Source organism: Streptomyces sp. NPDC059832 (assembly GCF_042731715.1).
Classification (GTDB): Bacteria; Actinomycetota; Actinomycetes; order Streptomycetales; family Streptomycetaceae; genus Streptomyces.
In genome coordinates this window covers 318,286-344,847 of sequence record NZ_JBHWIY010000001.1, presented here as the reverse complement: position 1 = coordinate 344,847, position 26,562 = coordinate 318,286, and the positions used below count along the sequence as shown (strand labels likewise).

Sequence of the window (26,562 nt, the reverse complement as noted above, 5' to 3'; positions counted from 1 at the left end):
GCGGTCGGCCCCGGGCCTGATGCGGCGGGGGCTTCGCGTCGCGGACCATCGCCGACATGATCGAAGTGACCAACCTGACCAAGCGCTACGGGAACACCACCGCGGTGGAAGGGCTCGGCTTCCGGGTACGGCCCGGTCTGGTGACCGGGTTCCTGGGCCCCAACGGCGCCGGAAAGTCGACCACGATGCGGATGATGCTGGGCCTGGACCGGCCGACGGCCGGCGAAGTGCGCATCGACGGCGCACCGTACCGGCGGCTGCGTGATCCGCTGCGTACGGTGGGCGCGCTGCTCGACGCCGGGGCCGTGCATCCCGGCCGGACCGCGCTCAACCACCTGCGGTGCCTGGCCCGGAGCAACCGGATCCCGGCCCGCCGGGTCCATGAGGTGATCGAGCTGGCCGGGCTGGCGGGCGCCGCGCACCGGCGGACGGGGACGTTCTCGCTGGGCATGGGCCAACGGCTGGGAATCGCCGCGGCGTTGCTCGGCGACCCGGCCGTCCTGGTGCTCGACGAGCCGGTCAACGGGCTCGATCCGGAAGGTGTCCGGTGGATCCGGCACCTCCTGCGGGACCTGGCGGCCGAGGGGCGCACCGTCCTGATCTCCAGTCACCTGATGAGCGAGGCGGCACTCACCGTGGACCACCTCGTCGTGATCGGCCGCGGCCGGCTCCTCGCGGACACCGGAATGGCCGCGTTCATCGACAGGCACACGGAAGCGGGGGTGCGGGTGCGCACGCCGGAACCGCAGCGGCTGCGCGAGGTGCTGGCCGGTGCGGGGATCGAGGTCACCGACTGCGCCGACGGGACCCTGAGCGCGGCCGCCGGCGCGGAGCGGATCGGCGCGCTCGTCGCGGCACACGCGGTGCCGGTGCACGAGGTGACACGGAGCACCACGTCTCTGGAGGAGGCGTTCATGCGGCTGACCGCCGACGCGGTGGAGTACCGGGCGGAGCAGCCGGGAGGAGCACAGCGATGAGCAGCAACTCGCCCCGGGCGGTTCTCGCCGCCGAATGGACCAAGGTGTGGACCGTGCGCTCGACCGGTTTCACCCTGCTGCTGGCCTTCGTGCTCAGCACCGGTATCGGCACCCTCGTCGCGTTCAACTGGCGCGGCGACATCGAGCATGTCGCCAACTTCGATCCGCTGGTCGCCGCCCTGTACAGCGTGACGCTCGGGCAGCTCGCCCTCGTCGTGCTCGGCGCCCTGCTCGTCGGTTCCGAGTACGCGTCCGGATCGATCCGGACCTCGCTGTCCGCGGTGCCGGGGCGCGGTCTGCTCTACTGCGGCAAGGTGCTGGCCGGCACGGTGACCGCCCTCGCCGGCTCGACGGTGACCGTCCTCGCCACCTTCCTCGCGGCACAGGCGGCGCTCGGCCCGTACGGCACGAAGCTCACCGCGGACGGAGTCCCGGCCGCGCTCGCCGGGGCGGTGGTCTATCTGACGTTGATCTGTACCTTCTCCATGGGCATCGCGACCGTCGTGCGCAGTTCGGCGATCTCGATGGGCATTCTGCTGCCGCTGCTGTTCCTCGGCTCCCAGGGGCTCGGCAACGTCCCCGCGCTGAAGCCCGTCCTGCGGTATCTGCCCGACCAGGCCGGTCTGCAACTGATGCACATCGCCGGGCCGTCCGGCGACGGACGCTTCGGCCCCGGCTACGGGACCGGGGCGGCTCTCGCCATTCTGCTGGCCTGGACGGCCGCCGCCCTGATCGGCGGCTATCTGGTCCTGCGCGGGCGGGACGCCTGACGGCCGGGTCAGGCCGTCGAGTGCGGCGAGTACGTGCGTCAGCGGTACGTCAGCCGGACGTCATCGGAACGACAGCGCGGAGGTCAAAGCTATGAGCGGACCGGCTACCGCACCCGGCGGCAGGCACCGACCGCATCGCACACGGGAAGCCCCACCTGCGTACCGCCATCCGCCGCCCCACGGGGCGAGTCGGCACACAGGCAGCAGCGCCCCGGAACACTCCCCCGTTTCCGGGGCGCTGCGACATCGTGAGCGGCGTCAGGTCCGCGGCGCCGGCATGCCGCCGCCCGTCCGGGGACGGTACGTCCTGCGGGGCCGGAAGGGCCCGTCCCAGGCGGGCGAGCGGGACTGGGCCATCAGGGCGACGGCACCGCCCGACCTGGTGGCGGCACTCGACGTGGATCCCGGGGCCGGGAAGGCATTCGAGGCTCTCGGCAGGTCGGAGCGCTACCAGCTGATCCTGCCGTTGCTGCAGGCGCTCACCCCGGAGACCCGGAAGGCCCGGCTCGACAAGGTCCTGCACCGGCTCGTCGGCGGCGACCCGGCGGGATGAGCCGAGGGCGGTGTCCGGTCGCGGAGCGGCGTCGCGGATGATGGCGGGATGTTGGTCCGGACAGAGGCGGTGCGGCAGGCCCCGTCGGGGCCCGCGACGGTCCGGGTGCGCTCCGCGGTGGGCACCGCCGTCGTGCTCTGGCACGGCGCCCCCGAGGAAGTGGGCCACGAACACCATGTCGAGTGGACCGTCGACGAGGACATCGCCTGGTCGCGGAACACCTGGCCGGCCGCTTCCGCCACCCCGGGATTCCGGGAGGACGGCGACCGCATCGTCTTCCGGGGGCGGCTGGGTCTCACCGGGGACGGCATGGCGCTGCTGGACGTGGGCGGCGCGCCGCTCCTGTTCGAACTCGGGGTTCCGCCACCGCCGGACAGCGCCGATGCGATCTGGGTCGAGGTCCGCGTCGGAGGGGAGAGCGTCGGTGTGTGGCCCTGTCGGCTCTGAGGTGATCCGGCGCGACCGGGGCGAAACCCGGTGTCCATGGCCAGGGCGAAACTCGGTGTCCATGGCCGGCCCGTCGGCGTTAGCGTGCGCCGCATGACTGAAACCGATCTTCCGCCGCGTCTGACCCGGCTCACATTCCACGGCCCCTTGTCCGAGGCGCGGGCCGCGCGGATCGTCGACCGGCTCGGCCGGGCCGCCCCGGCACGTGTTCTGGACATCGGTTGTGGCTGGGGGGAGTTGATGCTCCGCGTCCTCGACGCGGTGCCGGGAGCGACCGGGACCGGAATCGACCTCAACGGCGAGGACATCGCCCGGGGACGCGTGAACGCCGAGGCCCGTGCGCTGACCGGACGCGTGAAGTTCGTCGAGGGGGCCGCCGAGGAGGCGTCGCACGGGTCCGCCGACCTCGTCCTGTGTCTCGGGGCCAGTCACGCCCTCAGCGACGCGGAACCGCCCGAGCACAGTGCGGGCGCGCTGCGTGCGCTGCGCCGGATCGTCGCGCCCGGCGGGCGGGTCCTGCTCGCCGAGGGCTTCTGGCAGCGCTCCCCCACCTCCGCCGAACTGGCCGCGATGTGGCCGGACGCCCGCGCCGACGAATTCCATGACCTGGCAGGACTCGTCGACGTCGCGGTGTCCGCCGGGTTCCGGCCCGTCTGGATCGAGACGGCCGGCGACGACGAGTGGGAGGACTTCGAGTCCGGCTATCAGTCGGACGTGGAGGAGTGGCTGGCCACTCACCCGGACCACCCGCTGGCAGAGGAGACACGCGAGCGCGTCGACCGGCACCGGTCGAGCTGGCTGAAGGGCTACCGGGGAGTGCTCGGGATGGCCTACCTCACGCTCGTTCCTGTGGGCTGAACGACTCCGGAGCACCTGCCGCCCCGACGGCAGCGCGCGATCACTCCCATCTCGCGGACTCCGGGTCGACGCCTCGCGCCCCGGCGTTCGCGAGGATCACCTCGCGCAGCCAGACGGTCAGGCCCGGCGCGAGGGCGTCGTAGTGCTCGGCGTACCCGGGCTCGTCGACGTACATCCGCCCGATGCACACATGCATCGCGGGTGTGCAGTCGAAGTGCGCCGAGATCATGGCACGGTGCCGCTCCGCGAGGGCGTTCGCCGCAGCGGAGCCCGGTGCGACTCCGGCACGCCTCGCGGCGGCGAGGTCGGCGTCCAGGGCCTCGGTCGCGGACGCGGTCTCCTTCCAGTCCTCCGGTGTCATCGCGGCGGCCCGCTCCGCGTACTGGGCCCACTGTTCGCTGTCGCCCCAGCGGTCCTCGGCCTCCTCGACCCAGGCGGGCCGCCAGTCGGCGCCGAAGATCTCGACCTGTTCCTCGGGCGTCAGCCGCATCCCGGGTTTCGACGCCTCCATCATGCGGTCGACGGCGCCCACCATCCTCTGGAGACGGGCGATGCGTTCCACGAGCTGTGACCGCTGCCGGCGCAGGTGGTCGTGCGCGTCGACGTCCGGGGCGTCGAGGATCCGGCCGATCTCGGCGAGCGGGAAGCCGAGCTCCTTGTAGACGAGGACGCGGTGGATCCGGGCGATGTCGTCGCCCGAGTACACCCGGTGCCCGGCCCAGGTGCGTCCGCCGGGGCGCGCGAGACCGATGGCGTCCCAGTGGTGCAGCGTCTTCACGCTGACTCCGACGAGCGCGGCCGCCCGTCCGACGGCAAGGCCGCCGGCGCCGGGCGCCCCGGCTCCCGCCTCGGTGGTGGCCGGTTCCTGCTCGGGAACGTCACTGGTCATCCGCCCAGTGTCGCCGAGCTCGCCGGGGCGGGGGCTTCGGGGCCCGCTGTTCCGGGAGGCCCCTCGGTCGCCGCCCCGGTGGGCACGCCCGCGTTCGCGAGGATGTCGTGCGCGGGCAGCGCGGTGCTCCGGGCCGCGGTCAGGCCGGAGGCCGCCAGGTGGGCATCGACGATCCGGAGACCGGCCGCGTATCCGGCGAAGTCCGGCAGTCCGACGGGCTGCTGCCCCATCAGTCGCGCGGTGGCGTCGCCGTACACGTACGCGGGCAGGTTCTGCATCCCCGCCACGTCGATCCCGGCCACGATCTTCCTGTGGGCATCGTCCAGTTCCGTGCCGGACAGCGCCGTCGCCCAGGGCCCCATGGCCCGCTCACCCGCCAGTTCCCGTACGAACGCCTCGGCCAGGCCTTCGGCCACGACCTGCTCGCCGACCGTGACCGTCATGGGGTTCCAGGCCACATTGGCGTAGCGCACGTTGTGGTGGAGCTCGTGCGCGGCGGCGTGGCCGATCTTCGCCAGGCTGGTCCCGGTGGGCCACATCGTCAGCTGGATCGCGCCCGGGATTCCGCCCATGCCGAAGTAGCCGGCGTTGCGGACCGTCAGGTGGTCGTCGTCGGGGTCGCCGAGCACCAGGACGACATGGACGGTCCCGGCGCTCCTGGCTTCGGGCACGGCACCGCTCAGCCGCTCCCACGCGGCGGCGAGGCAGTGCTCGATCCGGTCCCACACTCCCGCGTCCCGCATCTGTCGCAGGGCTGTCAGATAGCGCGGGTCCTCACGGTCGATCCGGAAGCCACTGCCCGTCGTGTGCATCTGGAACGTGTCGATATCACCCACCGTGGACATCACGCTCTGCAGCGGGCCGAGCATGTCCCGCAGGGCGTCGGGCCGTTCCTCCAACGGGCTGTGCAGGAGATCGAACATGGCGGACGCCGTGTCATGAACAACAATCTTCATGCCATGGGAACGTAGGACCTCCTGTTGCAGGAGGGGCAAGCCGTGCGGCGGCGGAACGCACGTCTACGCGGCGAAGCCGATGTTGGTGACGTACTCGTACTGCCCCCACTGCGACCCCAGGTCGACGATCGTGTCCTCCCAGGCGTCGTCCAGGCCCTGTTGGTCGCCGGACGCCCAGGCCTCGACGATGCGGTCCCAGCGGCGGACGTTCATCGTGCGGTACTCCACCACCCGCTGGAGCGGGCGCGGTACCTGCGACTGGTTCAGCGGGTGGATCTCGACCCGCGTGCCGCCGCGGGCATTCAGGCGTCGCAGGAGATGCCGGGCGACGTTCTGGCGGCGCACCTGGCGATAGGCGGCGTCGATGCGCTCCAGGTTGGCCTTCGACGGTCGGCGCCTCTCCTCCAGCCACGCCTTCAGCGTACGGTCGGTCACCGTCAGCCCGGCGTCCCTGGCCGCCCTGCGGCTGTGGTCCGTCCTGGTCAGGTAGTGCAGGCGCGCCATCAGACCACGCTTCACGGTCACCGGAGTGACGATGCCGCCCGACAGCTCGTCGAGTTTGCGTGCGACGGCGTCGCTGCCCTTGATGCCCCGGGCGCCGAACTTCCCGAAGTCGATGGTCCTCTCGGGCATCTACTCCTCCTCCCCCGACATGTCCTCGGTGTCGCCGCTGCCCGCGGTGTAGGTGTCCTTCATCTTGACCTCGGTCACGCCACGGCCTTCGGGAAAGACACGGTGCCAGTCGCCGATGACGTGGAGCTCGTCGGTGCCCATCGCGCGTACGACGGTGAGGCCCTCGTCGTGGGCCTTGAGGGCTTTCATCCAGAGGTTGGCGAACGCCTGGCTGCGGATGATGTGCATCCAGTCCGGGCGGTAGAGCTCCCGGTTGTAGTTCGACTCCCCCATCGTGGAGACGAACTTCGAGTACATCGCCTTCACGTACTCCAGGGTCACCTCGTCGTCCTCGGTGATCGCCGTGTCCCGGGCGTCCTTGAGGGCGACGCGGAACTTCTCCAGCAGGTTCTCCGTCGCGCCGGACGTGTAGGACTCATGGATCTCCGGGGGTGCGCACAGGGCGTGCTTCGGGCCGGAGAGGCGCAGCAGGAGGCGCAGGGTCGGCTCGGTGACCCACAGCGGGCCGGGCTCGTCCCGGTTGCCGATCGGGTTGGGCAGCACCGCCCCGTGTTCCCATTCGGGCGGGGTGATCAGGTGGACACCGGCGCGGCGGCGGTCATGGGCGAAGCCCGTGGTGTGTTCCAGCTGGCCGAGCGGAAGGTGGGTCTTCAGGGCAGAGAGGTAGGCGCCGTTGACATCGAGCGCGGTCACCTCGTGGCGGCCGGGCGGCAGTTCGTGACGGGTCCACTTCGGACGCGCCTCCCAGATTTGGTCCGCGCCCTTGGAGGTCTGCTTGCGCAGGATGTCCGGGATCCACGGGTGCGCCACGATGTCGTACCGCGCCCCCTTGCGGGTCTCGTCCAGCAGCCGCATCGCGTCCGGGATCGCCCGCTTCAGCAGGGCCGCGAGGGCCGCGTCGACGTCGCCCCGGTGCTCGGCGAGCGCCGCCCGGACCGTCCGGCCGATCAGGTCCCCGGGCCCGGACTCCTCCTGGAACGCCCGCTTGGCCGGGCCCCGGGAGCGCTGCGCGGGGCGCGCGGCGGCCCGGGACGGCGCCGCCCCGGGGGCCGGGGGCTCGGGGGTCCGAGAGGCCGGGGGCTCGGGCGACGTGGCGGTGGGTGACGTGGCGGTGGGCAGTGTGGCGGTGGCGGGTCGGCAGTCGACCGGGTCCAGGTGCTGGGCGAAGCCCGCCACCCGGTGGCCGGCCGGTGATCCGCACAGCACGCACGGCTCGGGGGCGGCGAGGAACTCCACCTCGTCCCCGGCGTCGTCCGCCGTGTCGTCCCCGATCTCGTCCCCGGCGTCATCCCCGGCCTCGTTCTCCCCGGTCACCGGAGACGGCGGGGAGACATCGGGCGCCGAGGACGCCGAGGACGCCCCTTCCCGCTCCGTCCCGGTGGTGAACTTGGCGGCCAGCCCGTCCAGCAGATACGCGTACTTGGCGCGGATCTCGTCCGCCGGGTCGCGGCCGCTCTCCCACCCGCCGACCGTGCTGGGACTCACGCCGAGCGTACGGGCCACCTGGGCCTTGGAGAGCCTGGCCCGCTCCCGCAGCTCCCGGCGGACGTCCGCCGGCGGGAGTGCGGCCTGCGGGCCGACGGCCGCGAGCAGCGCGTCGATGGCGTCGAAGTCACTCACCGGAGCGCTCCCTTCGCGGTGTCGCCGCGGCCTGTTTGGACACGCGGGGCGGCTGGAGTGTCATGAGGCCCGTCAGATGTAGGTGACGGGGTTACGGGACAGATGCGGGCTCCTGGTGGGGCGGCCGACGCGGGGGTCGTCACGCAGGAGTTCGCCTTCGAGAGCGTAACGGTCACCGTGCTTGGAGATGCCGATGATCCTCGCGACCGCGAGAACCGTGCCTTCGGTGTTGATGATCTGCACCTCGTCCTGCGACAGGGCCCGGTCGGCGTTGAACTTCCAGATGCCGCGGCCTGCTTCCCATGCCTCGTCCTCGCTCATGCCCCGGCGCCACCCGAGGGTGGTCCGCATCAGGCGGTCGTCCGCGTCCGCCGCGCGCTCGGGGCCGATCTGGATCTGCAGCACCCGTCCACCTCCCGGGGAGTACTGTCCAACTTGTTGCGAAGTTACCACTCGCATAACTTCGCAACAAGTTGGACAGTATCCGGTCCGCCGGGGGGACCCCGGGGCGACCGCGTCGGTGATGCCCCGTCAGGGAGCCACGGGCACGCCGTCGGAGTGGGGCGCGGCGGGCTGCGGTGAGCCCTTCGGCGCGTCACGAAGGAGCCGGACCACCACCCGGAGAAACTCTCACCATGACCGACGCACCGAAAGTAGTACTCGAAGGCGGCCCGGACGATCTCCCCGACCGGATCGTCCCCCTCACCGCACCTGGGCCCGACATCAAGATCTCGTTCCGTGGCGGGTACGAACACTTCAGGGCCACGTCGCGCCACCAGGAGACAGCCGAGGGGACGTTGCCCGTCTACGAATGGTGGGAGCGTACGGAAGTCCCCGGGTGAAGACGTTCCCGCCCCGGTTCTCCCGCCCTGCAGTTCTTCGACACGGCCTTCGCCCGGCCCCGCGCTCCGGCCGGCGAGGCACTTGACCCAGGCGAGACCACTCGGCGAGACCACCCGGCGACATCGCGGTGGTCGAGTCGGCCGAAGGCCCGCTCGACCACTCGACGCCACCCGACGCCACGGGATGCCCCGGTGGCACCAGAGCCCCACCCAGATGGCGCCACGATGACATCGCATGGCGCCACCCCAAGCCGCGCCCCCATTCGAGCGGCGCCAAGTCGCACCAGAATTTCAGAGAAGTCCCAGCTCAGAGGCGTATGCGCCACGAAAGAGCCAACATGGCTCGTCATGGCGCCATTCGTGTGCCATGATGGCGTCATGGACCTCACGCCCTACGTCGACAACCTCCGCCAAGAACTCGCCGTCGCGGCGGACGCCGGCGGTGACGAAGCCCGCGCCCTGGCCGAGCGGCTCACCGCCCCCCTGGAGTCCGCCACCCGGCTCACCTTGCTCAACGCGCTGTCCGCAGCCATGGGCGAGGTCACCCGGGAGCTGGCGCCCGGCTCGGTCGATGTGCGGCTGCGCGGGCTCGACCCCGAGTTCGTGGTGACGCCGCCGCCCGCGCCCGAGCCGTTCCAGGAGACGCAGACGTCGGCCACGGCCCCCGTCGCACCCACGCCGCCCGCGGACACCGACGACGGCGCGATGGCGCGGATCAATTTCCGCCTCCCCGCCCACCTCAAGGGCCGCGCCGAGAACGCCGCGGCGGCGGAGGGCCTGTCGGTCAACGCCTGGCTGGTGCGGGCCGTGTCCACCGCCCTCGTCGGCGGGGAGCGCGCAACCCCGCCGGGCCGCGGCAAGGACTCGGGCGGGCGGGGCTTCACCGGCTGGGTCCGCTAGGGCCTTCCGTTCGGACCAGGCCGGATCAGGGTCGTACAGACCTTGGGGCCCCGGCCCGGCCCACCCCACTTTCACCGGCGGATCGCCGATCCGGCCGACGTAACTCTTCACCCGCCCCACCGGCGGGATCACTCAACCAAGCCACGAGGACGGGACAGCCATGCCTGCTTTCGAGACCCCCGAACCGATCTCCGCCACCTTCGAACTGGAGGTCGGCACCGCCCGCATCACCGCGGGCAAGCGCACCGACACGGTCGTGGAGGTGCTGCCGCGCAACGGATCCGACGACAACGACGTACGCGCCGTGCAGCAGACCCAGGTCACCTGCTCGGGCGGCCGTCTCACGGTCAGGACACCCAAGAAGCGGTCCCTGTTCGGCAAGCCGGGCGCCATCGAGGTGAGCGTCGAACTGCCCGCGGGGTCGGATCTGCGGGGCACCACGGCCATGGGCGGCTTCTTCTGCGATGGCCGCTTCGGGGAGGTCACGCTCAAGACCTCGCTCGGCGACCTCCAGGTGGACCAGGTGGCGGGCGCCGACCTCAAGACCGACCACGGCGACATCCGCCTGGCCCGCTCGACCGGGGACGTCGAGGTCATCGGCTCGGGCCGGATCGAGGTCGGCACGGTGGCCGGCGCGGCGACCGTCAAGAACGGCAACGGCGCGACCGAGATCGACGAGGTCACCGGCGGCCTGAAGACCAACGCGGCCAACGGCGACATCTCCGTGGGCATCGCGCACGGCAGCGTCGCCGCCAAGTCCGCGAACGGCCGGATCGAGGTCGGCGTCGCCCACGCCGGGGTCGACGCGATGTCCTCCAACGGCCGCATCCGCGTCGGCGACGTGACCCGCGGCCGCATCGATCTGCGCACCTCCGTCGGCGACCTCGAAGTGGGCATCCACGAGGGCACCGCCGCCTGGCTCGACCTGAACGCCAAGTACGGCACCGTACGCAGTTCGCTCGACTCCGCCGCCGGCCCCGAGGGCTCCGACGAGACCGTCGAGGTGCACGCCCGTACGTCGGTCGGCGACATCGTCATCCACCGTGCCTGACCCCGCTTACCCCCAACTCCCCGCCCTCGAAAGGAAAGCGGCATGACCACCACCCAGACATCCGCGCCGACCGCCAAGAACGCGACGGCGTCGGCGATCACCGCCACCGGACTGCGCAAGTCCTACGGCGACAAGGTCGTACTCGACGGCATCGACCTGAACATCGCCGAGGGCACCGTTTTCGCCCTGCTCGGGCCCAACGGCGCCGGCAAGACCACCACCGTGGAGATCCTCTCCACGCTCATCGACGCCGACGCGGGCGAGGCCCGGGTCGCGGGTCACCATCTGACCGGCGCCGCCGACGCGGTGCGCTCCGTGATCGGCGTCACCGGCCAGTTCTCGGCCGTCGACAATCTGCTGACCGCCGAGGAGAACCTGCTCCTCATGGCGGATCTGCACCACCTCGACCGGCGCGAGGGCAAACGGCGGGCCAAGGAACTGCTGCGCCGCTTCGACCTGACCGAGGTGGCGGGCAAGACCGCCGTCACCTTCTCCGGCGGCATGCGGCGCAAGCTGGATCTGTCGATGACCCTGGTCGGCGATCCGCGGGTCATCTTCCTCGACGAGCCCACCACCGGACTCGACCCGCGCAGCCGACGCACCATGTGGGAGATCATCCGGAGCCTCGTCGCCGACGACGGCGTGACCATCTTCCTGACCACCCAGTACCTCGACGAGGCCGACCAACTCGCCGACCGCATAGCCGTGTTGGACCACGGCAGACTGATCGCCGAAGGCACCCCCGACGAGCTGAAGCAGCGCATCCCCGGCGGCTACATCCGACTGCGGTTCGCCGACGCCCAGGAGCTGGACACCGCCGCGGAGATCTTCGGCATCGCCACGCGCGACGAGGAATCCCTCACCCTGCAGGTCCCCAGCGACGGTTCCGTCCCCACCCTGCGTGCCGTCCTCGACACCCTGGAGTCCACCGACGTCCGGGCCGAGTCGCTCACCGTGCACACCCCCGACCTCGACGACGTCTTCCTGACCCTCACCGGTCAGCCCCGCCCCGCCGACACCACCGCATCGCCCGAGGAGAACGTCTGATGGCCACCATGTCCTACGCCGCCAGGGACTCCCGGACGATGCTGCGGCGCAACCTCAAGAAGGCCCTGCGCTACCCGTCCCTGACGCTCACCGTCGTCATCATGCCCATCATGATGCTGCTGCTGTTCAACTACGTGTTCGGCCGCGCCCTGGGCACCGGCATCAGCGGACTGCCCACCGGCAGCGGCGAGTACATCGACTACCTGGCGCCCGGCATCATCCTGATGGCCGCCACCTCCGGCGCCCTGACCTCCGCGATCAGCGTGTGCGTCGACAAGACCGAGGGCATCGTCAATCGCTTCCGCACGATGCCGATCTCCCCGGCCTCGTTCCTGACCGGCCATGTCGTCGGGGGCGTGATCCAGACGATGACCAGCATCGCGCTCGTCATCGGCGTCGCCCTCCTGATGGGCTTCCGCCCCAGCGCGACACCCGTCGAGTGGGTCGCCGCCATCGGTCTGCTCGCCCTGCTCACGCTCGGACTCACCTGGCTGTCCGCGGGCATCGGTCTGATCGCCAAGAACGTGGAGAGCGCCAGCAACATCCCGATGCCGTTGACGTTCCTGCCGTTCCTCGGCAGCGCCATCGTACCGACGGACTCCATGCCCACCGGCCTGCGCTGGTTCGCCGAGTACCAGCCCTTCACTCCGATCATCGAGACGCTGCGCGGCCTGTGGCTCGGCACCGAGACCGGCTCCAGCGCGATCATCGGCCTCGCCTGGTGCGTGGGGCTCTCCCTGGTCGGTTACGTGTGGGCGCGCCGCGCCTTCAGGACCATCGGCAAGCGGTAGCCTCCGCTCCTTCGAAGCCCGACGCCGAGCGGTAACCCCCGCTCCTCTCAGGCCACTTCACCGATCCGCCCCAGCCGCACCTCGCCCCACGACCACGGAAGGACCCCATGTCGTACGACCCGACGGCCGCCGGCACCACCGCCGACGACATCACCGCCGAAGAGCCGCCCACCCTGCCCACCGACCGGCGCACCGGCTGCCCCTTCGACCCGCCCGCCGAACTCACCGCCCTGAGCGACGAGCCGATGCGCCGCATGCGCTACGCCGACGGACACGTGGGCCGGCTGGTCACCGGCCATGCCGCGGCCCGCGCGATCCTGGCCGACCCGCGCTTCAGCTCACGCTACGAACTCCTGCACCTGCCGATGCCGATAACGGGCGTGACGGGCGAGCTGCCGCCGGCGCCGGTCGGCGACATCATCGGCCTCGACGCCCCCGAGCACACCCGCTACCGGCGCCTGCTCACCGGCAAGTTCACCGTCCGCAGGATGCGCCGACTCACCGAGCGCGTCGAGCAGTTAACGATCGAGTGTCTGGACGCCATGGAGCAGGCCGGGCCCGCGGTCGACCTGGTGGAGGCGTTCGCGCAGCCCCTGCCCGCGCTCATGATCTGCGAGCTGCTCGGCGTGCCGTACACCGACCGGAAGCGCTTCCAGAGCCATGTGGCGACCCTCTTCGACCAGACGGCGGATGTCGAGTCGAAGGGCGAGGCCTATATGGCGCTGCTCCAGTTCCTGGGAGAACTGGTCCTCGCCAAGCGCGCCGAGCCCACCGACGACCTGCTCAGCGATCTGACCACCTCCGACCTCACCGACGAGGAGCTGGCCGGAATCGGCGGGCTGCTCCTCGCCGCCGGACTCGACACCACCGCGAACATGCTCGCCCTCGGCACCTTCGCCCTGCTCAGCAATCCCGACCAGCTGGACGCGCTGCGAGCCGACCCGGGCCTCGCCGAGCAGACCGTGGAGGAGCTGCTGCGCTACCTCAGCGTGGCCGACCCGCTGCTGCGGTCGGCGCTCGACGACATCGAGGTGGAGGGCCAACTCATCGGAGCGGGCGAGACGGTGACCGTTTCCGTGCAGGCCGCCAACCGCGACCCGGACAAGTTCCCCGACCCCGACCGGCTCGACATCCACCGCAAGGCCACCGGACACCTGGCCTTCGGCCACGGCGTCCACCAATGCCTGGGCCAGCAGCTCGCCCGCGTCGAGATGACCGTCGCGCTCCCGGCGCTCTTCGCCCGCTTCCCCACCCTGCGCCTCGCGGTGCCGCCGCAGGAGGTGCCGCTGCGCGACCGCTCCAACATCTACGGTGTGATCAGCCTGCCCGTCACCTGGGACAAGGAGTAGACCCATGAGCGACCCACGAGATCTGTTGCGTCTCAGCGTCGACCGTGACCGCTGCGCCGGTGCCGGTATGTGCGCCCTGACCGCTCCCGAGGTCTTCGACCAGGACGACGAGGAAGGCCTGGTGGTGCTCCTGCACCCCGCGCCGGCCCCCGAGCACCGGGCCGCCGCCCGGATGGCCGTCGGCCTCTGCCCCGCCGGAGCCATCACCCTCGACGCCCCGGACTCCACGGGCTCGTAGCGACCGTGGCACCGCCCGGACCGGGAACCCCGGCCGAGACCCCGGACCGAGAACCCCGCACCGCGCACCGGTGGGGGGCTCTCGCGTGTGCGGACCCGTCGTTCGGGAGCAGATACCGATGGACACCTGCGCCACCGCCGGACGGTCAGTTCGGGACACCGGCCCATCCGCGGCCCTGCAGTCTCAGGCAGTGCGCCAGGCAGCCCAGGGCGGCGGTGCACAGCAGGGTGCGCATGATGTTGGTCGTTTCCCAGACCCCCTTGAACTTGTCGACGAGCGACAGGTCGCGGGCCTTCGCCGGATCACCGATCGCGGCGAGCTCGTTGTTCAGGGGGATGTTGACGGAGAACGTGACCAGCAGCGCCACCACGTAGAGCGCGGCGGCGACACCCGCCCACAGGGCGACCGTACGGCGTCCCTTGCGGTACTCGATGACGGCAACGGCCACCGTCACGGCGAGCGCGCCGAGGAAGATCAGCACGAACAGGCCGCTGGTGTCTATCACCTGGTTGAAGTTCTGCATGGCCTCCGCGTACAGGCGGTCGTCGGTACGGGCGAGGCCGGGCATGACCGACACGTCGAAGGCGAAGAACAGACCGGCCATCAGACCGACGGTGATGACGGACATCACCAGCAGAATGCCCGCGGCTCTGCTCGGCCGGGACGACGGCGCCTGCGGCGTGTGCGACGCGTGCGGCACATGGAGGCCGGGAGCGCTGTGGGAATGGAGGGAATCGGTGGTCATCGGAGCGTCCTCACTGTGAAATTCGGTCGTTCGCCCGGCGCGCGAGCGCGGGAATCATGGCGGGAATCATGGGTGGCTGCCGACCGGAGCGGTCCGGCTCGTTCGGCTCGTTCAGCTCGTCCGGCGAGGTGTGACGCGTGCGGCCCGGACCGTCAGCCGCCCAGCACCACCGTCCGGGACGGTGTCGCCGGGGGCAGGACGATCTGCGAGGCGCCGCTCCTCCGGTACTCCTGCGGACTGACTCCCCGCACCCTCTTGAAGGCCGAACTCAGCGCGAACGCACTGCTGTAGCCGACCTGGTGGGCGACCGCGGCCACCGTGGCGTCCGGTTCACGCAGCAGGTCGGCGGCCAGGGTGAGACGCCAGGTGGCCAGGTAGGTCATCGGCGGCTCCCCCACGACCTCGGCGAAGCGGCGGGCGAGGCCCGCCCGGGAGACGCCGACCTTGCGGGCCAGCGACTCCACCGTCCACGCGTGGGCCGGATGTTCGTGCAGAAGACGCAGTGCGGGCCCCACCCTGGGGTCGGACCGGGCGCGGTACCAGGCCGGCGCGCCGGCGTCCGGCTCGGCGAGCCAGGCGCGCAGCACACTGACGAAAAGCAGGTCGAGAAGGCGGTCGAGGACCAGTTCCTGGCCCGGCTCGTCGCGGTCGATCTCCTCGGCCAGCAGAGGTACGAGCGGGGAGTCGCCGAGGGCGGCGGGCCGCACCAGGAGGGCGGGCAGGGCACCCAGCAGACGGCGGCCGATCTCGCCGGGCCCCTGGTACGTGCCGCTGAGCATGACGGACGAGCCCTGGCCGATCGGGTCCCCCCAGGTGCGCACCCCCAGAGCCATGCTGTCGGTGACGTCCTCGCCGTCGTCGGTGCCGCAGCGCTGATCCGGGCCGACGGTGATCTGGACGGGGGTGTCCTGCGCGTCGGCGATCGTGTACGGGTCGGGGCCCCGCAGTACGGCGACGTCGCCGGGGCCTATGCGGGCCGGGACTCCGCGGTCGGGCATCACCCAGGCCTCGCCGTGGACCATGGTGGCCAGGGAGATCGGGGCGCGGTCCTCGACGCGGAGCGACCAGGGCGGGTTGAAGACGGACTTGAGCAGGAAGGCGCCACGCGCCTTGGGCCCGTCCAGGAGCCCGGTGAGCACGTCCATGTGGTGATCCCCATTCGGCTAGAGGGCGTGGTGCCGGGTCGAATCCGTATCAGAAGTCCCCGGACGTCCCCCGACGTCCCTCAGACGCTGTCAGACGTTGCCGGGCGTTGTCAGACGTTCCAGATGCCGGTGGCGGCGGCATCCTTGGCGAAGGCGGAGAAGTCACGCGGCTCGCGGCCGAGGGCCTCCTCCACACCGTGGACGACGCGGGCGTTGCGCCCGTCGAGGATCAGGCCGAACAGGTCGGCGAACTCGACCGGCAGCCCGTTCTCCCGCAGGACCGCCCGGTAGTCGTCGAGGGTGACCGGGATGTACGTGATCTCCCGGCCGGTGACCTGCGACAGCTCGGCGGCCACATCGCGGAAGCTGAGCGACCGGGGCCCGGACAGCTCGTAGGTCCTGCCGATGTGCTTGTCGTCGGTGAGGGCCGCGGTGACGACGTCGGCGATGTCGTCGGCGTCCACGAACGGCTCCACGGCCTCGGCGGTCGGCAGCGCGAGCTCACCGGCCAGGACCGGCTCCAGGAAGAAGCTCTCGTTGAAGTTCTGGTTGAACCAGCTGGCCCGTACGACGGTCCAGTCGGCGCCCGACTCCTTGAGCCTGTTCTCGCTGATGACCGCTCCCGGTTCACCGCGTCCGGAAAGCAGCACCAGGCGGCGGGCGCCCTTCTTCACGGCGAGCTCGGAGAAGGCCCCGACGGCCTCGGCGGCCCCCGGGAACCCGAGGTCGGGGTAGTAGGTGACGTAGACGGCTCCGATGCCCTCGACCGCCGCCTCCCAGGTGCTGGGGTCCTCCCACACGAAGGGCGGTTCGCCGCTGCGGGATCCCACACGCACCGGCAGCCCCTGTGCGGTGAGCCGCTCGGCCACACGGCGCCCGGTCTTGCCGGTACCACCGATCACCAGGGTCGTCCTCGTTCCGTTCTGCTGAACGTTCGGCTGGTTGTTCTGCTGGTTGTTCTGCTGGTTGTTCTGCTGGCTGTTCTGCTGGCTGTTCTGTGTGTTCGTCATGCCGATCAGTCAACTGCCGCCCGGCGAGACGAACCATAGCCACAACGCTCAACTCCATACGCGTGCGTCTACCGGAGGATCGGGCTGCTGCGCGATCAGGCGTCTTCCCTGAGCCGGTCGCGCTGGATCCGGTGTGCGAGGGCGCGGCGCGCGGAGGCCGATGCGGTGGCGGTGGCGGTGGTCTTCGGGGGGACGTCGAGGCCGCGGCTGATCCTGTCGTACGCGTCCTGGTAGCCGGCGGGCATCGTCGCCCGGTGCAGCCTCAGGTCCTCCTCGACGAGGCGGCGCAACTCGTCGACGTTCTCGGGCGTGAAGCGCTTCCTCCCCCGGGCGATGGCGTCGACGCAGCGGGTGCAGCGGGCGGTGTCGCGGAGGGTCTCCGAGATCTCCTCGGCAAGGGCCCACAGTCGTCCTTCGAGCCACGGGACGTCCTGCTGGTCCAGGGAGAGCTCCATCGGAGGCGGCGGGTCGTCCATCCGGTACTTCGCCACCTGCTTGGACACGGCGGGCTGACTCATGGCCGCGAGCCGGGCAATCCTCTCCTGTGTCCAGCCGAGGCCGATGAACAGCTTGATCATTTCGGCGCGCAGCCTCCGCATCTCCTCACCTGCGCGGATGACTTCGTTCATGCCGGCGAGCATCCGCCCGGCCTGTTCCTCGGTCAGCGCTTCGGCCGGCTCCTCGCCGATCCGGTGCGCGCTCTCTTCGCCTGCCATGAATCGGTTATATACCTCCGGGCCCTGTCAGTCATAACCAGGTTGTACAACCCAGTTATGACTGACAGGATGCATGCCATGCCCACCTTCTTCGCACCTGACGGAACCCGGCTCGCCTACCGCGTACACGGCGACGGGGACGGCGACCCGCTCGTCTGCGTCCCCGGAGGCCCTGCGGACTCCCGCTACCTCGGTGACCTCGGCGGCCTGTCGGCGCACCGCCGGCTGATCGTCCTGGACCTTCGCGGCACCGGGCGGTCCGCGATCCCCGAGGACGCCTCCTCCTACCGCTGCGACCGCCTCGTCGAGGATGTCGAGGCCTTGCGCACACACCTCGGACTCCCCCGGATCGACCTGCTCGGCCACTCCGCCGGAGCGAACCTCGCGACGCAGTACGCGGCGCGTCACCCGAAGAACGTCGGCAGGCTCGCCCTGATCGCCCCCGGCACCCGGGCCCTCGGAATCGCGATCACCGGGGAGATGCGACGTGAGCTCGCACAGCTCCGCAGGAACGAGCCGTGGTTCCCGGCGGCGTTCGCCGCCCTGGAGGCGATCACCGAGGGCACCGGCAGCGACTGGGAGGCCATCAGCCCCTTCTTCTGCGGCCGTTGGGATGCCACGGCGCAGCAGCACCGAGCGGCGAGCCGACCGGACAACGAGGAGGCTGCCGCCCTCTTCGCGGCCGAAGGGGCCTTCACGCCGGATGCCACTCGTGCGGCGCTCGCGGGCTTCGAGGCCCCCGTCCTGCTGCTCGCCGGTGCGTTCGACGTGAACAGCCCCCCTCGGTCGGTGGCCGAGGCCGCCGAACTGTTCCCCGATGCCGTACTCACCGTTCAGCCAGGGGCCGGTCACTGCCCCTGGGTCGACGACGCGGACCGGTTCGTGGCAACCGTTGGCGCGTTCCTGGGGTGAAGCCCGTACTGCTGCGTCCCACGGCTTCGCGAAGCTACTGCCGCGCGAAGCGCTCGAACGCCGCGTACACCGCCGCGCTCATGGCGGCACTGCCCTTGTGTCCCGAGTCCTCGATGACCACGAGTTCCGCGCCGGGCCAGGCGTGGGCGAGTTCCCAGGCCGTGCCGAGCGGTCCGCTGATGTCGAGGCGGCCGTGGATCAGGACGCCGGGGATGCCTGCCAGGCGTCCCGCATCGCGGATCAGCCGGCCCTCCTCCAGCCAGGCCCCATGGGCGAAGTAGTGCGAGCAGATCCGTACGAACCCCAGCATGGCCCGGGGCGGCCTGTCGCCGTACGGGTTGGGCGAGCCGTTCGGCTCCGCGGAGAGGACCGCGTCCTCCCAGGCGCACCAGTCGGTCGCGGCCTTGGCCCGTACGTCCGGGTCGGGGTGCTCCATGAGGCGCGCGTACGCCCCGACGAGGTCGCCGTCCCGGTCCGCCTCGGGGACACCGTCCCGGAATCGCTCCCATGCTTCCGGGAAGAACCGGCCCGCGCCCCGGTAGAGCCAGTCGATCTCGTAGCGACGGGTGCTGGTGACCGCGGCGAGAACGATCTCGGACACCCGCTCCGGGTACCGCTCGGCGTACGCGAGGCTGAGCGTGGAGCCCCAGGAGCCGCCGAACAGCAACCATCGGTCGACACCGAGGTGTTCGCGCAGTCGCTCCATGTCGGCGATCAGATGCTCGGTGGTGTTGAGCTTCATGTCGGTGGTGGGGTCGGCGGCATGGGGCGTACTCCGGCCGCATCCGCGCTGGTCGAAGAGGATGATCCGGTAGCGCTCCGGGTCGAAGGACTTGCGCGGGCCCGTCGAGCAGCCCGAACCGGGGCCGCCGTGGACGACGAGAGCGGGCTTGCCGTCGGGGTTTCCGCAGGTCTCCCAGTAGATGAGGTTTCCGTCGCCGGTGTCGAGCATGCCGTGGTCGTAGGGATCGATCGGCGGGTACGGGGCTGCCATGTCCGGTTCTCCTTCATCGAGTTCGTCTCAGGCACAGGCCGAACACCCTACGCGCGGATCGCATGCGTCACCTGTCTGACCGGTGACGTCAGCGGTGCGACGCTCGTATCGGCCCAGCGCCACGGCGCGATCCGCGACCGACAAACCATCAAGCGGAGGTTGACCGTGAGCATCAAGAACACCGTCAACATCGAGAACGCCTAGAACGCCGAGAAGACGACGGACAGTGCCGCAGCGGCCCGGCACGAGCGGTTCGGGAAGCTGCCGAGCGCGTCCCCTACCAGGACATGGTCGAGGTGAAGCCCGCCTCGCCGAAGGAGTCCGCAAGGGACGCATACGCCCCGGAGGGCTCGTGGATGTCCTTCTCCTGCCCGGCCGCCGACCTCGGCCTGTAGGGCCTTTCCGACTCTGATCCGCCTAACAGGCCCCGGGGCCTGTTAGGCTCGCGAAAGCATTGATCACATATCGAGTCGATCATGCATTGAGGAGACCAGACATGGTGGGTGACGACGACATCTCGGGGTGATACCCCGATCTGTCAGGCCACCGGCGGATGCCCAGGAGCATCGCCGTCGTGGCCGTTCCGTCGTCCCCTTCTTCCATGCCCCGGGCACCAGTCTCTGTCTGCCCGTATCTCATTCGAGGTCTCTCCATGTCCGACGCCTCCGTCATCTGCTCCAACCTGTCCTTCGCCTGGCCCGACGACACCCCGGTCTTCGAGGACCTGTCCTTCACGCTGGGCAGCGGCCGGACGGGCCTGGTCGCGCCCAACGGCTCCGGCAAGAGCACCCTGCTCAAGCTGATCGCCGGTGAGCTGCGGCCCGGCACCGGGTCCGTGTCCGTGGGCGGCACGCTCGGCCATCTCCCGCAGACCCTTCCCCTGACCGGTGATCTCTCGGTGGCCGAGGTCCTGGGCGTCGCCGCGGTGATCCGGGCCCTGGACGCCGTGGAGTCCGGGGACGTGAGCGAGGAACACTTCACGGCCATCGGTGACGACTGGGACATCGAGGAACGCACCCGGGCCCAGCTGGACCGGCTCGGCCTCGCCGATCTCACCCTCGACCGGAGCCTGAGCACGCTCAGCGGCGGCCAGGTCATCTCGCTCGGTCTGGCGGCCCAGCTGCTGAAGCGGCCCGACGTACTGCTGCTCGACGAGCCGACCAACAACCTCGACCTCGACGCCCGTCACAAGCTCTACGACGTACTGGAGGACTTCAGCGGCTGCCTCCTGCTGGTCAGCCACGACCGGGCGCTGCTCGACCGCATGGAACGCATCGCCGAGCTCGAACGCGGCGAACTGCGCTTCTACGGCGGCAACTTCACCGAGTACGAAGAGGCCGTGCAGGCCGAGCAGGAGGTCGCCGAGAAGAACATCCGCAACGCCGAACAGGAACTGAAGCGGGAGAAGCGGGAGATGCAGCAGGCCCGCGAACGCGCCGAGCGCCGCGCGAGCAATGCCGCTCGCAACCTCAAGAGCGCGGGCCTGCCACGCATCTTCGCCGGGAACATGAAGCGAGGCGCCCAGGAGTCCGCGGGCCGGTCGGGGCAGCTGCACGCCTCCCGGGTCAGCGAGGCCAGGGCCCGGCTGGACGAGGCGGGGCGCGCCCTGCGCGACGAGCAGCGCATCACGCTGGATCTGCCGGACACCGATGTGCCCGCCGGACGCACGCTCGTCCTCGGCGAACACATGCAGGTCCGCCACGGCGGACGGGCCGTGTTCGCCGAGCCGGGCGTCGACCTGACCGTCCGGGGCCCCGAACGCATCGCGCTGACCGGTCCCAACGGCTCCGGCAAGACCACACTGCTGCGGCTGCTCAACGGCGAACTCGGCCTGGACAGCGGGCAGATCAAGCGGGCCGACGGTCGGATCGCCTACCTCTCGCAGCGGCTGGACCTGCTGGACCCGGACCGTACCGTCGCCGAGAACTTCACCGCGTTCGCGCCGCACCGGCCGGAGGCGGAGCGGATGAACCTGCTCGCCCGCTTCCTCTTCCGGGGTCCCCGGGCCCATCTGCCCGTCGAGGTGCTGTCCGGCGGCGAGCGGCTGCGCGCCACCCTGGCCTGTGTTCTGTGCGCCGAACCCGCTCCGCAGCTGCTGCTCCTGGACGAGCCGACGAACAACCTCGACCTGGTCGGCGCGGGCCAGCTGGAGAGCGCGCTGGGCTCGTACCGGGGGGCGTTCGTGGTGGTCAGCCACGACGAGCGTTTTCTGGCCCGGATCGGTGTGGCCCGGTGGCTGCGGCTGGCCGGCGGTGAGCTGGCGGAGACGGGGGCGCCCGAGGTGTGAGCCGCTGACGTGCCGACCGGGCCCGCGCCCGAGGTGGGTCACCACCCGGCGGGCCGAACACTGATCACGTCAGGTGGACCACCATGTCTCGACCGGCCCTGCTCGCATCCGACCTCGTCCGCACCCTGGGGAGCAAACGGGTCCTCGACGGCGTCTCCCTCACTGCCTCCCCCGGCCACCGCATCGGGCTGATCGGGGAGAACGGCGTCGGCAAGTCGACGCTGCTGCGCCTGCTCGCCGGCGTGGACGAACCCGATGCCGGGACCGTCACGCGCCCGGCCGACCTGGGCTTCCTGCACCAGGAGATGCCGTTCGACGACACGTCGACGATCGCCGACGTGCTGGACGAAGCGCTGCGCGAGGCCCGCGACGATCTGGCCGAGCTCGAACGTCTCACCGAGCGGCTCGCCCACGTCCCGCAGGACTCCCCCGGCTACGCCGAGCTGCTCGACGCGTACGGCCGGCGGCTCGAACAGGCCCAGGAGCGGGAGGTCTGGGACGCGGACCGGCGTGCCGCGATCGTGCTCGACGGGCTCGGCCTCGGTGCGTTCCGGCACGACCGGGCGCTCGGTTCTCTCTCCGGCGGGCAGCGCGGTCGCCTGGCGCTGGCCGCTCTGCTGGTCCGGCGCCCTTCGGCACTGCTGCTGGACGAGCCGACCAACCATCTCGACGACGGCGCCGCCGCGTTCCTGGAGGAGCAGGTGCGCGGCCTGCCCGGGGTCGTCGTGGTGGCCAGCCACGACCGGGCCTTCCTCGACGCCGTGTGCACGGATCTGATCGACCTCGATCCGGCCATGGACGGCCCGGTCCGCCACGGCGGCAACTACAGCGCCTACCTGGCCGAGAAGCGCGCCGAGCGGGAACGCTGGGAACGGCGGTACGCCGAGGAGCAGGAGGAGCTGGCGGCGCTGCGCCACTCGGCCGGGGTGACCGCGCACCGCGTAGCGCCCGACCGGGAGCGGCGCGACAACGAGAAGATGGGATATGGCCACCGGGGCGGCCGGGTGCAGAGCCAGATCTCCCGGCGGGTGCGCAATGTCACCCGCAGGCTGGACGGACTGGAGCGCAGGCGGGTCGGTGAGCCGCCGCAGCCGCTGCGTTTCCACGGCACCGTGCTGGCCGTCACCGCGCTCGGCGGGAAGCCGCTCAACGGGGAGCCGGTGGGCGGGGAGCCGGTGGACGACGCTCTCGTCTCCCTGCGCGATGTGCGGGTGCCGGGCCGGCTGGCCGTCGCGTGCCTGGACGTACCGGCGACCGAGCGCCTCCTCGTCACGGGAGGCAACGGTGCGGGCAAATCGACCCTGCTGTCCGTGCTCGCCGGGCGGCTCGCGGCCGAGGGCGACGTAAGGCGGCGGCCGGGGCTGACGGTGGGTCTGCTGGCCCAGGACACCGTGTTCGGCCGGCCCGACCGGACCGGGCGCGAGACCTACGCGCGCTCGCTCGGCGCCGAGCGGGCGGAGGCGGTCCCACTGGGCTCGCTGGGTCTGCTGCACGAGGCGGATCTGGACAAGCCGGTCGGACGGCTGTCGGTCGGTCAGCGCCGTCGGCTCGCGCTGGCGCTCCTGGTGGCGCGTCCACCGGAGCTGCTGCTGCTCGACGAGCCCACGAACCACTTGTCCCCGCGACTGTGCGACGAGCTGGAGGCCGCCCTGGGCACCGGGCCCGGCGCGATCGTCCTGGCCAGCCACGACCGCTGGCTGCGCAGCCGCTGGCAGGGCCGCGAGATCCGGCTGCGCTCCGGCCGGGAGCACACGGGGGAGCCTTGCTGACGCGATAGTCACCTGCCGGATTGGTGATGTGAATCTGGATCATGTCTTCGTATGCGGAAACCCGGCGCTCGACTTCGCCGCGACACTCCGGGCACGGCGCTCGGTGCGGTTCGACATGTTCGTGACGCCGGAACGGCTGCGGGCGTGGTACCTGGAATCCGGCATCGTCGACGCGGTCTCCCCCCGGCGACCAGGCCGACGTCGATCGCACGAAGGCCGTACGGGAGGCCGTCTACGTACTGGTCACGGCCCGTCGACTCGGTGAGGAGTACGCCGACGAGGCACTGGAAGTGCTGAACGGCGCGGCGCGCAAGCCGCCCGCGGCACCCCTGCTCACCGCCTCGGGAGCGCTGGACGGAAGCGACGCCGGACGAGGCCCTGTCCACCGTGGCGCGCCATGCGGTCGAGCTCCTGAGCGGGCCGGACGTACCCCTGCTCAAGGAGTGCGGCAATCCCGAGTGCACCCGTATCTACATCGATCGCTCCCGGGGCATGCGGCGGCAGTGGTGCGGCATGGAGTCCTGCGGCAACAAGATCAAGGCGGCCGCTACCGCGCACGCAAGAAGAGCGCTCACGCCGCGGCCGTCGCACAGTAGGGGCGGCCGGAGCGGAGCGGGCGCGGCCGCCCGCACCCTCCTCCGTGCCGGTCCGCACTCCGGTCCGTGCTCCGGTCCACACTCCGATGCGTGCGGGCCTCAGACGGCGAGGGCGGCGGGCACCTCCCGGGGCTGGGCGATCGGGAGCACCCGAGGGGCGGCAAGTCTCAGATAGTCGGCCGTGGCCAGGGCCGCCGAGCGGTCGAGGCGGGCGGCGTTGAAGTAGATCTCGTCGTGGGCCAGGAGGGCCGGGTCGGCGAGCAGTTCGAGCTCCGGGTGGAAGGCGAACGGGATGACGGTCCCGCTCACGCTGCCGGCCAGGTCCTCGGCGACATCGCGGGCGGCGAAGGACGCCTCGATGCCGCCGTACAGATCGCGCAGGCCGTCGAGGTCGACCCTGCGGTCGCCGGGTATCACGGCCAGCACGTAGCGGCGCGCCTTGCGGCCCAGGGCCACCCGTACGACCAGGCACTTGGCCGCCTGGGCGAGGGGATGGCGGCGGAGCACGCTGGCCGGGCCGGTGCGGCCCTCGGGGGCGTGGTCGATGAGGCGGTAGCGGGCGTGGCTCTCGCCCAGCAGGTCGATCAGCCTCTGGTAGGTCGTGGTGGTCATGGCCACTGAGTGTGTGAGGGTGCGCTCAGCTCGCGGTGGTGACCAGCTCGGGACGTCGGCTCACCGTTATCCGGACACTCCCGGTCCGGCGTAACCGCCCGCCGCCCCCTCTCCTCCCTCTCCCTTCTCTCCTCCCACTCCCCTCCTCCCTCTCCCCCTCTCCTCCTGGTCTCGAACGCTGCTCCAGCGTTTCCTGAGACCGTGCCGTGGTCATTGGGTCCAGGTACCACGGGAGGCAGTTCATGTCCGCGTCTGTGTCCGAGTCCCCGCTGGAGGTGCCGGTCGCCACGCCGACGGAACCCGGCCGGCGGCCCAGGTCCGGGCCCAGGCCCAGGCCCGGACTCGCGCTCGCCGTCATCGCCGGCTGCAACGCGATGATCCAGCTCGACGACCCCATCATGAACATCGCGCTGCCGGGGATCCGGGCCGATCTGGGACTGTCGGCGCTTGTCTCGTCCTGGGTGATCGGCGCCTATCTGCTGAGCTTCGGCGGACTGTTGCTGCTCGGTGGCCGGGCCGGAGACATCCTCGGGCGGCGCCGGATGTTCGTCGCGGGCGTGGGCCTGTTCACGGCCGCGGCCGCCGCACGGGCCGGGGTCACCGGGGGCGAGATGCTCATCGCCGTACGCGTGGTGGAGGGGGCGGGGGCCGCGTTCGCCGCGGCCAATGGCTTCGTACTGATGCTCGCCACGTTCCCCGAAGGTCCCGCCCGTAAGCGGGCAATCGCTCTCTGCACGGCGGTCGGCGCGTCCTCCACGGCCGGCGGCCTGCTGCTGGCGGGTGCGCTGGGCTCGGTCGGCTCCTGGCGCTGGCTGGTGCTGCTGAACGTGCCGGTGGGGCTGGCGATCGTGCTGCTCGCACCGCGCGTCATCGCGGAGACGGAGCGGGTCCGTGGACGCTTCGACCTGCGCGGCACACTGCTTTCCGCAGCGGGTTTGGGCGCGGTGGTGTACGGACTGTCGCAGGCCGGCGAACACCCATGGAGTTCCGCGCGGGTGGCGGGGCCGCTGCTGGCCGGTCTGGCGCTGCTGTCGTTGTTCATCGGTTCGCAGCGGCGTACGGATCAGCCCATCGTGCGGCTCGCTCTGTTCAAGGACCGGAACCGGGCGCTGGCGTTCGGCAGCATGCTGGTGCTGCCCGGCGCCCTGATCGGCGCGTATTTCTTCCTCAGCCAGTTCTTCCAGCAGCACCACGGCTGGTCGGCGCTCACGGCCGCCTTCGCGCTGCTGCCGGTACCGCTGGCGATGGCCGCCACCGCGGCGTCGGCCCCGCGGATCGAGCGGGCCCTGGGACCGAAGCCGATGATGGCCATCGGGGCCACCGCGCTCGCCGTCGAGAACCTGTGGCTGGCGCAGCTGCGGTACGAGGATCCGTATCTGACGGGTGTGCTGCCCTCGTTGGTCCTGCTCGGCGCCGGTATGACGTTCTGTGTGGTTCCGGCGACCGTGCTGGCCACCTCCGGGCTGCGGCCCCAGGAGCTCGGTTCGGCAGGCAGCGTCCTCAACGCGCTCCAGGCCATCGGCGGTTCGCTGTGCATCGCGCTGCTGGTCACCGCGTCCGCGGGGTACGCCGACTTCGCCGACACCATGTCCGCCGGGTTCACCACCGGCGCCGGGTTCGCGGCAACGGGGCTCCTGATCGCCCTCGCCCTGCGTCCCGGCCCCACGAAGCCCTCGGGGCGGTCCAGGGCTTCGCGCGTGTCCCGGTGACAGATGGCGCGCGGCAGAAGCGAAAGCAGCGGGGGAAGCGGGGACTGCTGCGGCCCCCCCGCCCCCCCTTTCCCCCCACCCGCCCAGCGCAGTGTCCGCCGTTCCACCCCCCCCCCCAACCGGGACGAACCAAGAACGGCTGACAC

Annotated in this window: 27 protein-coding genes and 1 pseudogene; 17 read left to right on the top strand and 11 right to left on the bottom strand. The window is 71.2% G+C overall.

What is annotated here, in order from left to right; all coding sequences use genetic code 11:
* Positions 1-56 precede the first annotated feature (56 nt).
* The 5 genes from ACFV8T_RS01010 (at position 57) to ACFV8T_RS00990 (ending at position 3,605) form a co-directional block, all read left to right on the top strand.
* Positions 57-977: an ABC transporter ATP-binding protein gene (locus ACFV8T_RS01010; protein ID WP_385323096.1), complete on the top strand. Its 921-nt coding sequence runs from the start codon at positions 57-59 to the stop codon at positions 975-977.
* The gene (locus tag ACFV8T_RS01005; RefSeq protein WP_385323094.1) at positions 974-1,747 is read left to right on the top strand and encodes an ABC transporter permease subunit; all 774 of its coding nucleotides are present in this window, start codon (positions 974-976) and stop codon (positions 1,745-1,747) included. Before ACFV8T_RS01010 ends, ACFV8T_RS01005 begins: the two co-directional genes overlap by 4 nt.
* A gap of 277 nt (positions 1,748-2,024) precedes the next feature.
* The gene (locus ACFV8T_RS01000; protein WP_385323092.1) at positions 2,025-2,300 is read left to right on the top strand and encodes a YdeI/OmpD-associated family protein; all 276 of its coding nucleotides are present in this window, start codon (positions 2,025-2,027) and stop codon (positions 2,298-2,300) included.
* Positions 2,301-2,348: 48 nt separating this feature from the next.
* Positions 2,349-2,747 carry a hypothetical protein gene (locus ACFV8T_RS00995; RefSeq protein ID WP_385323090.1) on the top strand — a complete coding sequence of 133 codons (399 nt, stop codon included), beginning with the start codon at positions 2,349-2,351 and terminating at the stop codon, positions 2,745-2,747.
* Between the two features lie 93 nt (positions 2,748-2,840).
* Positions 2,841-3,605 carry an SAM-dependent methyltransferase gene (locus ACFV8T_RS00990; RefSeq protein WP_385323088.1) on the top strand — a complete coding sequence of 255 codons (765 nt, stop codon included), beginning with the start codon at positions 2,841-2,843 and terminating at the stop codon, positions 3,603-3,605.
* A gap of 40 nt (positions 3,606-3,645) precedes the next feature.
* On the opposite strand, the gene ACFV8T_RS00985 is transcribed toward ACFV8T_RS00990, so the two are convergent.
* The 5 genes from ACFV8T_RS00985 to ACFV8T_RS00965 all read right to left on the bottom strand — a co-directional run bounded on the left by ACFV8T_RS00985 (position 3,646) and on the right by ACFV8T_RS00965 (position 8,108).
* On the bottom strand, positions 3,646-4,494 hold the full coding sequence (locus tag ACFV8T_RS00985; RefSeq protein ID WP_385323086.1) for a MerR family transcriptional regulator: 849 nt from the start codon (positions 4,492-4,494) through the stop codon (positions 3,646-3,648).
* The gene (locus ACFV8T_RS00980; RefSeq protein ID WP_385323085.1) at positions 4,491-5,450 is read right to left on the bottom strand and encodes a DUF2268 domain-containing protein; all 960 of its coding nucleotides are present in this window, start codon (positions 5,448-5,450) and stop codon (positions 4,491-4,493) included. The genes ACFV8T_RS00985 and ACFV8T_RS00980 overlap by 4 nt, the downstream gene beginning before the upstream one ends.
* 63 nt (positions 5,451-5,513) lie before the next feature.
* The gene (locus ACFV8T_RS00975) at positions 5,514-6,083 is read right to left on the bottom strand and encodes a transcriptional regulator (protein ID WP_385323083.1); all 570 of its coding nucleotides are present in this window, start codon (positions 6,081-6,083) and stop codon (positions 5,514-5,516) included.
* Positions 6,084-7,703 carry a helix-turn-helix domain-containing protein gene (locus tag ACFV8T_RS00970; RefSeq protein ID WP_385323081.1) on the bottom strand — a complete coding sequence of 540 codons (1,620 nt, stop codon included), beginning with the start codon at positions 7,701-7,703 and terminating at the stop codon, positions 6,084-6,086.
* 72 nt (positions 7,704-7,775) lie between these two features.
* Positions 7,776-8,108: a hypothetical protein gene (locus ACFV8T_RS00965; RefSeq protein ID WP_385323080.1), complete on the bottom strand. Its 333-nt coding sequence runs from the start codon at positions 8,106-8,108 to the stop codon at positions 7,776-7,778.
* 230 nt (positions 8,109-8,338) lie between these two features.
* On the opposite strand from ACFV8T_RS00965, the gene ACFV8T_RS00960 reads away from it, so the two are divergent.
* From ACFV8T_RS00960 to ACFV8T_RS00930, 7 genes are all read left to right on the top strand, one after another.
* Entirely contained in the window at positions 8,339-8,545 is a 207-nt protein-coding gene (locus ACFV8T_RS00960) for a DUF5988 family protein (RefSeq protein ID WP_331748586.1), read from the top strand.
* Between the two features lie 378 nt (positions 8,546-8,923).
* Positions 8,924-9,445, top strand: a complete 522-nt coding sequence (locus ACFV8T_RS00955) for a hypothetical protein (protein ID WP_385323078.1) — start codon at positions 8,924-8,926, stop codon at positions 9,443-9,445.
* Positions 9,446-9,605: 160 nt separating this feature from the next.
* Positions 9,606-10,496: a DUF4097 domain-containing protein gene (locus ACFV8T_RS00950; protein ID WP_385323076.1), complete on the top strand. Its 891-nt coding sequence runs from the start codon at positions 9,606-9,608 to the stop codon at positions 10,494-10,496.
* A 42-nt stretch (positions 10,497-10,538) separates the two neighbouring features.
* Positions 10,539-11,543: an ATP-binding cassette domain-containing protein gene (locus tag ACFV8T_RS00945; RefSeq protein WP_385323074.1), complete on the top strand. Its 1,005-nt coding sequence runs from the start codon at positions 10,539-10,541 to the stop codon at positions 11,541-11,543.
* Positions 11,543-12,334: an ABC transporter permease gene (locus ACFV8T_RS00940; RefSeq protein ID WP_385323073.1), complete on the top strand. Its 792-nt coding sequence runs from the start codon at positions 11,543-11,545 to the stop codon at positions 12,332-12,334. The genes ACFV8T_RS00945 and ACFV8T_RS00940 overlap by 1 nt, the downstream gene beginning before the upstream one ends.
* Before the next feature lie 107 nt (positions 12,335-12,441).
* Entirely contained in the window at positions 12,442-13,683 is a 1,242-nt protein-coding gene (locus ACFV8T_RS00935) for a cytochrome P450 (protein WP_385323072.1), read from the top strand.
* 4 nt (positions 13,684-13,687) lie between these two features.
* Positions 13,688-13,921 carry a ferredoxin gene (locus ACFV8T_RS00930; RefSeq protein ID WP_385323071.1) on the top strand — a complete coding sequence of 78 codons (234 nt, stop codon included), beginning with the start codon at positions 13,688-13,690 and terminating at the stop codon, positions 13,919-13,921.
* 145 nt (positions 13,922-14,066) lie between these two features.
* Here the strand turns inward: ACFV8T_RS00930 and ACFV8T_RS00925 are convergent, their stop codons facing one another.
* The 4 genes from ACFV8T_RS00925 to ACFV8T_RS00910 all read right to left on the bottom strand — a co-directional run bounded on the left by ACFV8T_RS00925 (position 14,067) and on the right by ACFV8T_RS00910 (position 17,537).
* Positions 14,067-14,666, bottom strand: a complete 600-nt coding sequence (locus ACFV8T_RS00925; RefSeq protein WP_385323069.1) for a DUF1772 domain-containing protein — start codon at positions 14,664-14,666, stop codon at positions 14,067-14,069.
* Positions 14,667-14,818: 152 nt separating this feature from the next.
* Positions 14,819-15,811 carry an AraC family transcriptional regulator gene (locus ACFV8T_RS00920; protein WP_385323067.1) on the bottom strand — a complete coding sequence of 331 codons (993 nt, stop codon included), beginning with the start codon at positions 15,809-15,811 and terminating at the stop codon, positions 14,819-14,821.
* A gap of 110 nt (positions 15,812-15,921) precedes the next feature.
* On the bottom strand, positions 15,922-16,713 hold the full coding sequence (locus ACFV8T_RS00915) for an NmrA family NAD(P)-binding protein (RefSeq protein ID WP_385323625.1): 792 nt from the start codon (positions 16,711-16,713) through the stop codon (positions 15,922-15,924).
* Positions 16,714-16,916: 203 nt separating this feature from the next.
* Complete coding sequence (locus ACFV8T_RS00910) at positions 16,917-17,537, bottom strand: sigma-70 family RNA polymerase sigma factor (RefSeq protein ID WP_385323065.1); 621 nt, start codon at positions 17,535-17,537, stop codon at positions 16,917-16,919.
* 78 nt (positions 17,538-17,615) lie between these two features.
* On the opposite strand from ACFV8T_RS00910, the gene ACFV8T_RS00905 reads away from it, so the two are divergent.
* Positions 17,616-18,449, top strand: a complete 834-nt coding sequence (locus tag ACFV8T_RS00905) for an alpha/beta fold hydrolase (protein ID WP_385323623.1) — start codon at positions 17,616-17,618, stop codon at positions 18,447-18,449.
* A gap of 34 nt (positions 18,450-18,483) precedes the next feature.
* Here ACFV8T_RS00905 and pip read toward each other — a convergent pair whose 3' ends face one another.
* Complete coding sequence (gene pip, locus ACFV8T_RS00900; RefSeq protein ID WP_385323064.1) at positions 18,484-19,443, bottom strand: prolyl aminopeptidase; 960 nt, start codon at positions 19,441-19,443, stop codon at positions 18,484-18,486.
* A 652-nt stretch (positions 19,444-20,095) separates the two neighbouring features.
* On the opposite strand from pip, the gene ACFV8T_RS00895 reads away from it, so the two are divergent.
* The 3 genes and pseudogenes from ACFV8T_RS00895 (at position 20,096) to ACFV8T_RS00885 (ending at position 24,095) form a co-directional block, all read left to right on the top strand.
* Positions 20,096-21,730: an ABC-F family ATP-binding cassette domain-containing protein gene (locus ACFV8T_RS00895; protein ID WP_385323062.1), complete on the top strand. Its 1,635-nt coding sequence runs from the start codon at positions 20,096-20,098 to the stop codon at positions 21,728-21,730.
* Between the two features lie 83 nt (positions 21,731-21,813).
* Complete coding sequence (locus tag ACFV8T_RS00890; RefSeq protein WP_385323060.1) at positions 21,814-23,499, top strand: ABC-F family ATP-binding cassette domain-containing protein; 1,686 nt, start codon at positions 21,814-21,816, stop codon at positions 23,497-23,499.
* A gap of 28 nt (positions 23,500-23,527) precedes the next feature.
* Positions 23,528-24,095 (top strand): annotated as a pseudogene (locus ACFV8T_RS00885) (CGNR zinc finger domain-containing protein).
* Between the two features lie 99 nt (positions 24,096-24,194).
* On the opposite strand, the gene ACFV8T_RS00880 reads toward ACFV8T_RS00885, so the two are convergent.
* Entirely contained in the window at positions 24,195-24,707 is a 513-nt protein-coding gene (locus ACFV8T_RS00880) for a YbaK/EbsC family protein (protein ID WP_385323058.1), read from the bottom strand.
* A gap of 242 nt (positions 24,708-24,949) precedes the next feature.
* On the opposite strand from ACFV8T_RS00880, the gene ACFV8T_RS00875 reads away from it, so the two are divergent.
* Positions 24,950-26,416 carry an MFS transporter gene (locus tag ACFV8T_RS00875; protein WP_385323056.1) on the top strand — a complete coding sequence of 489 codons (1,467 nt, stop codon included), beginning with the start codon at positions 24,950-24,952 and terminating at the stop codon, positions 26,414-26,416.
* The last annotated feature ends 146 nt before the right edge of the window (positions 26,417-26,562 follow it).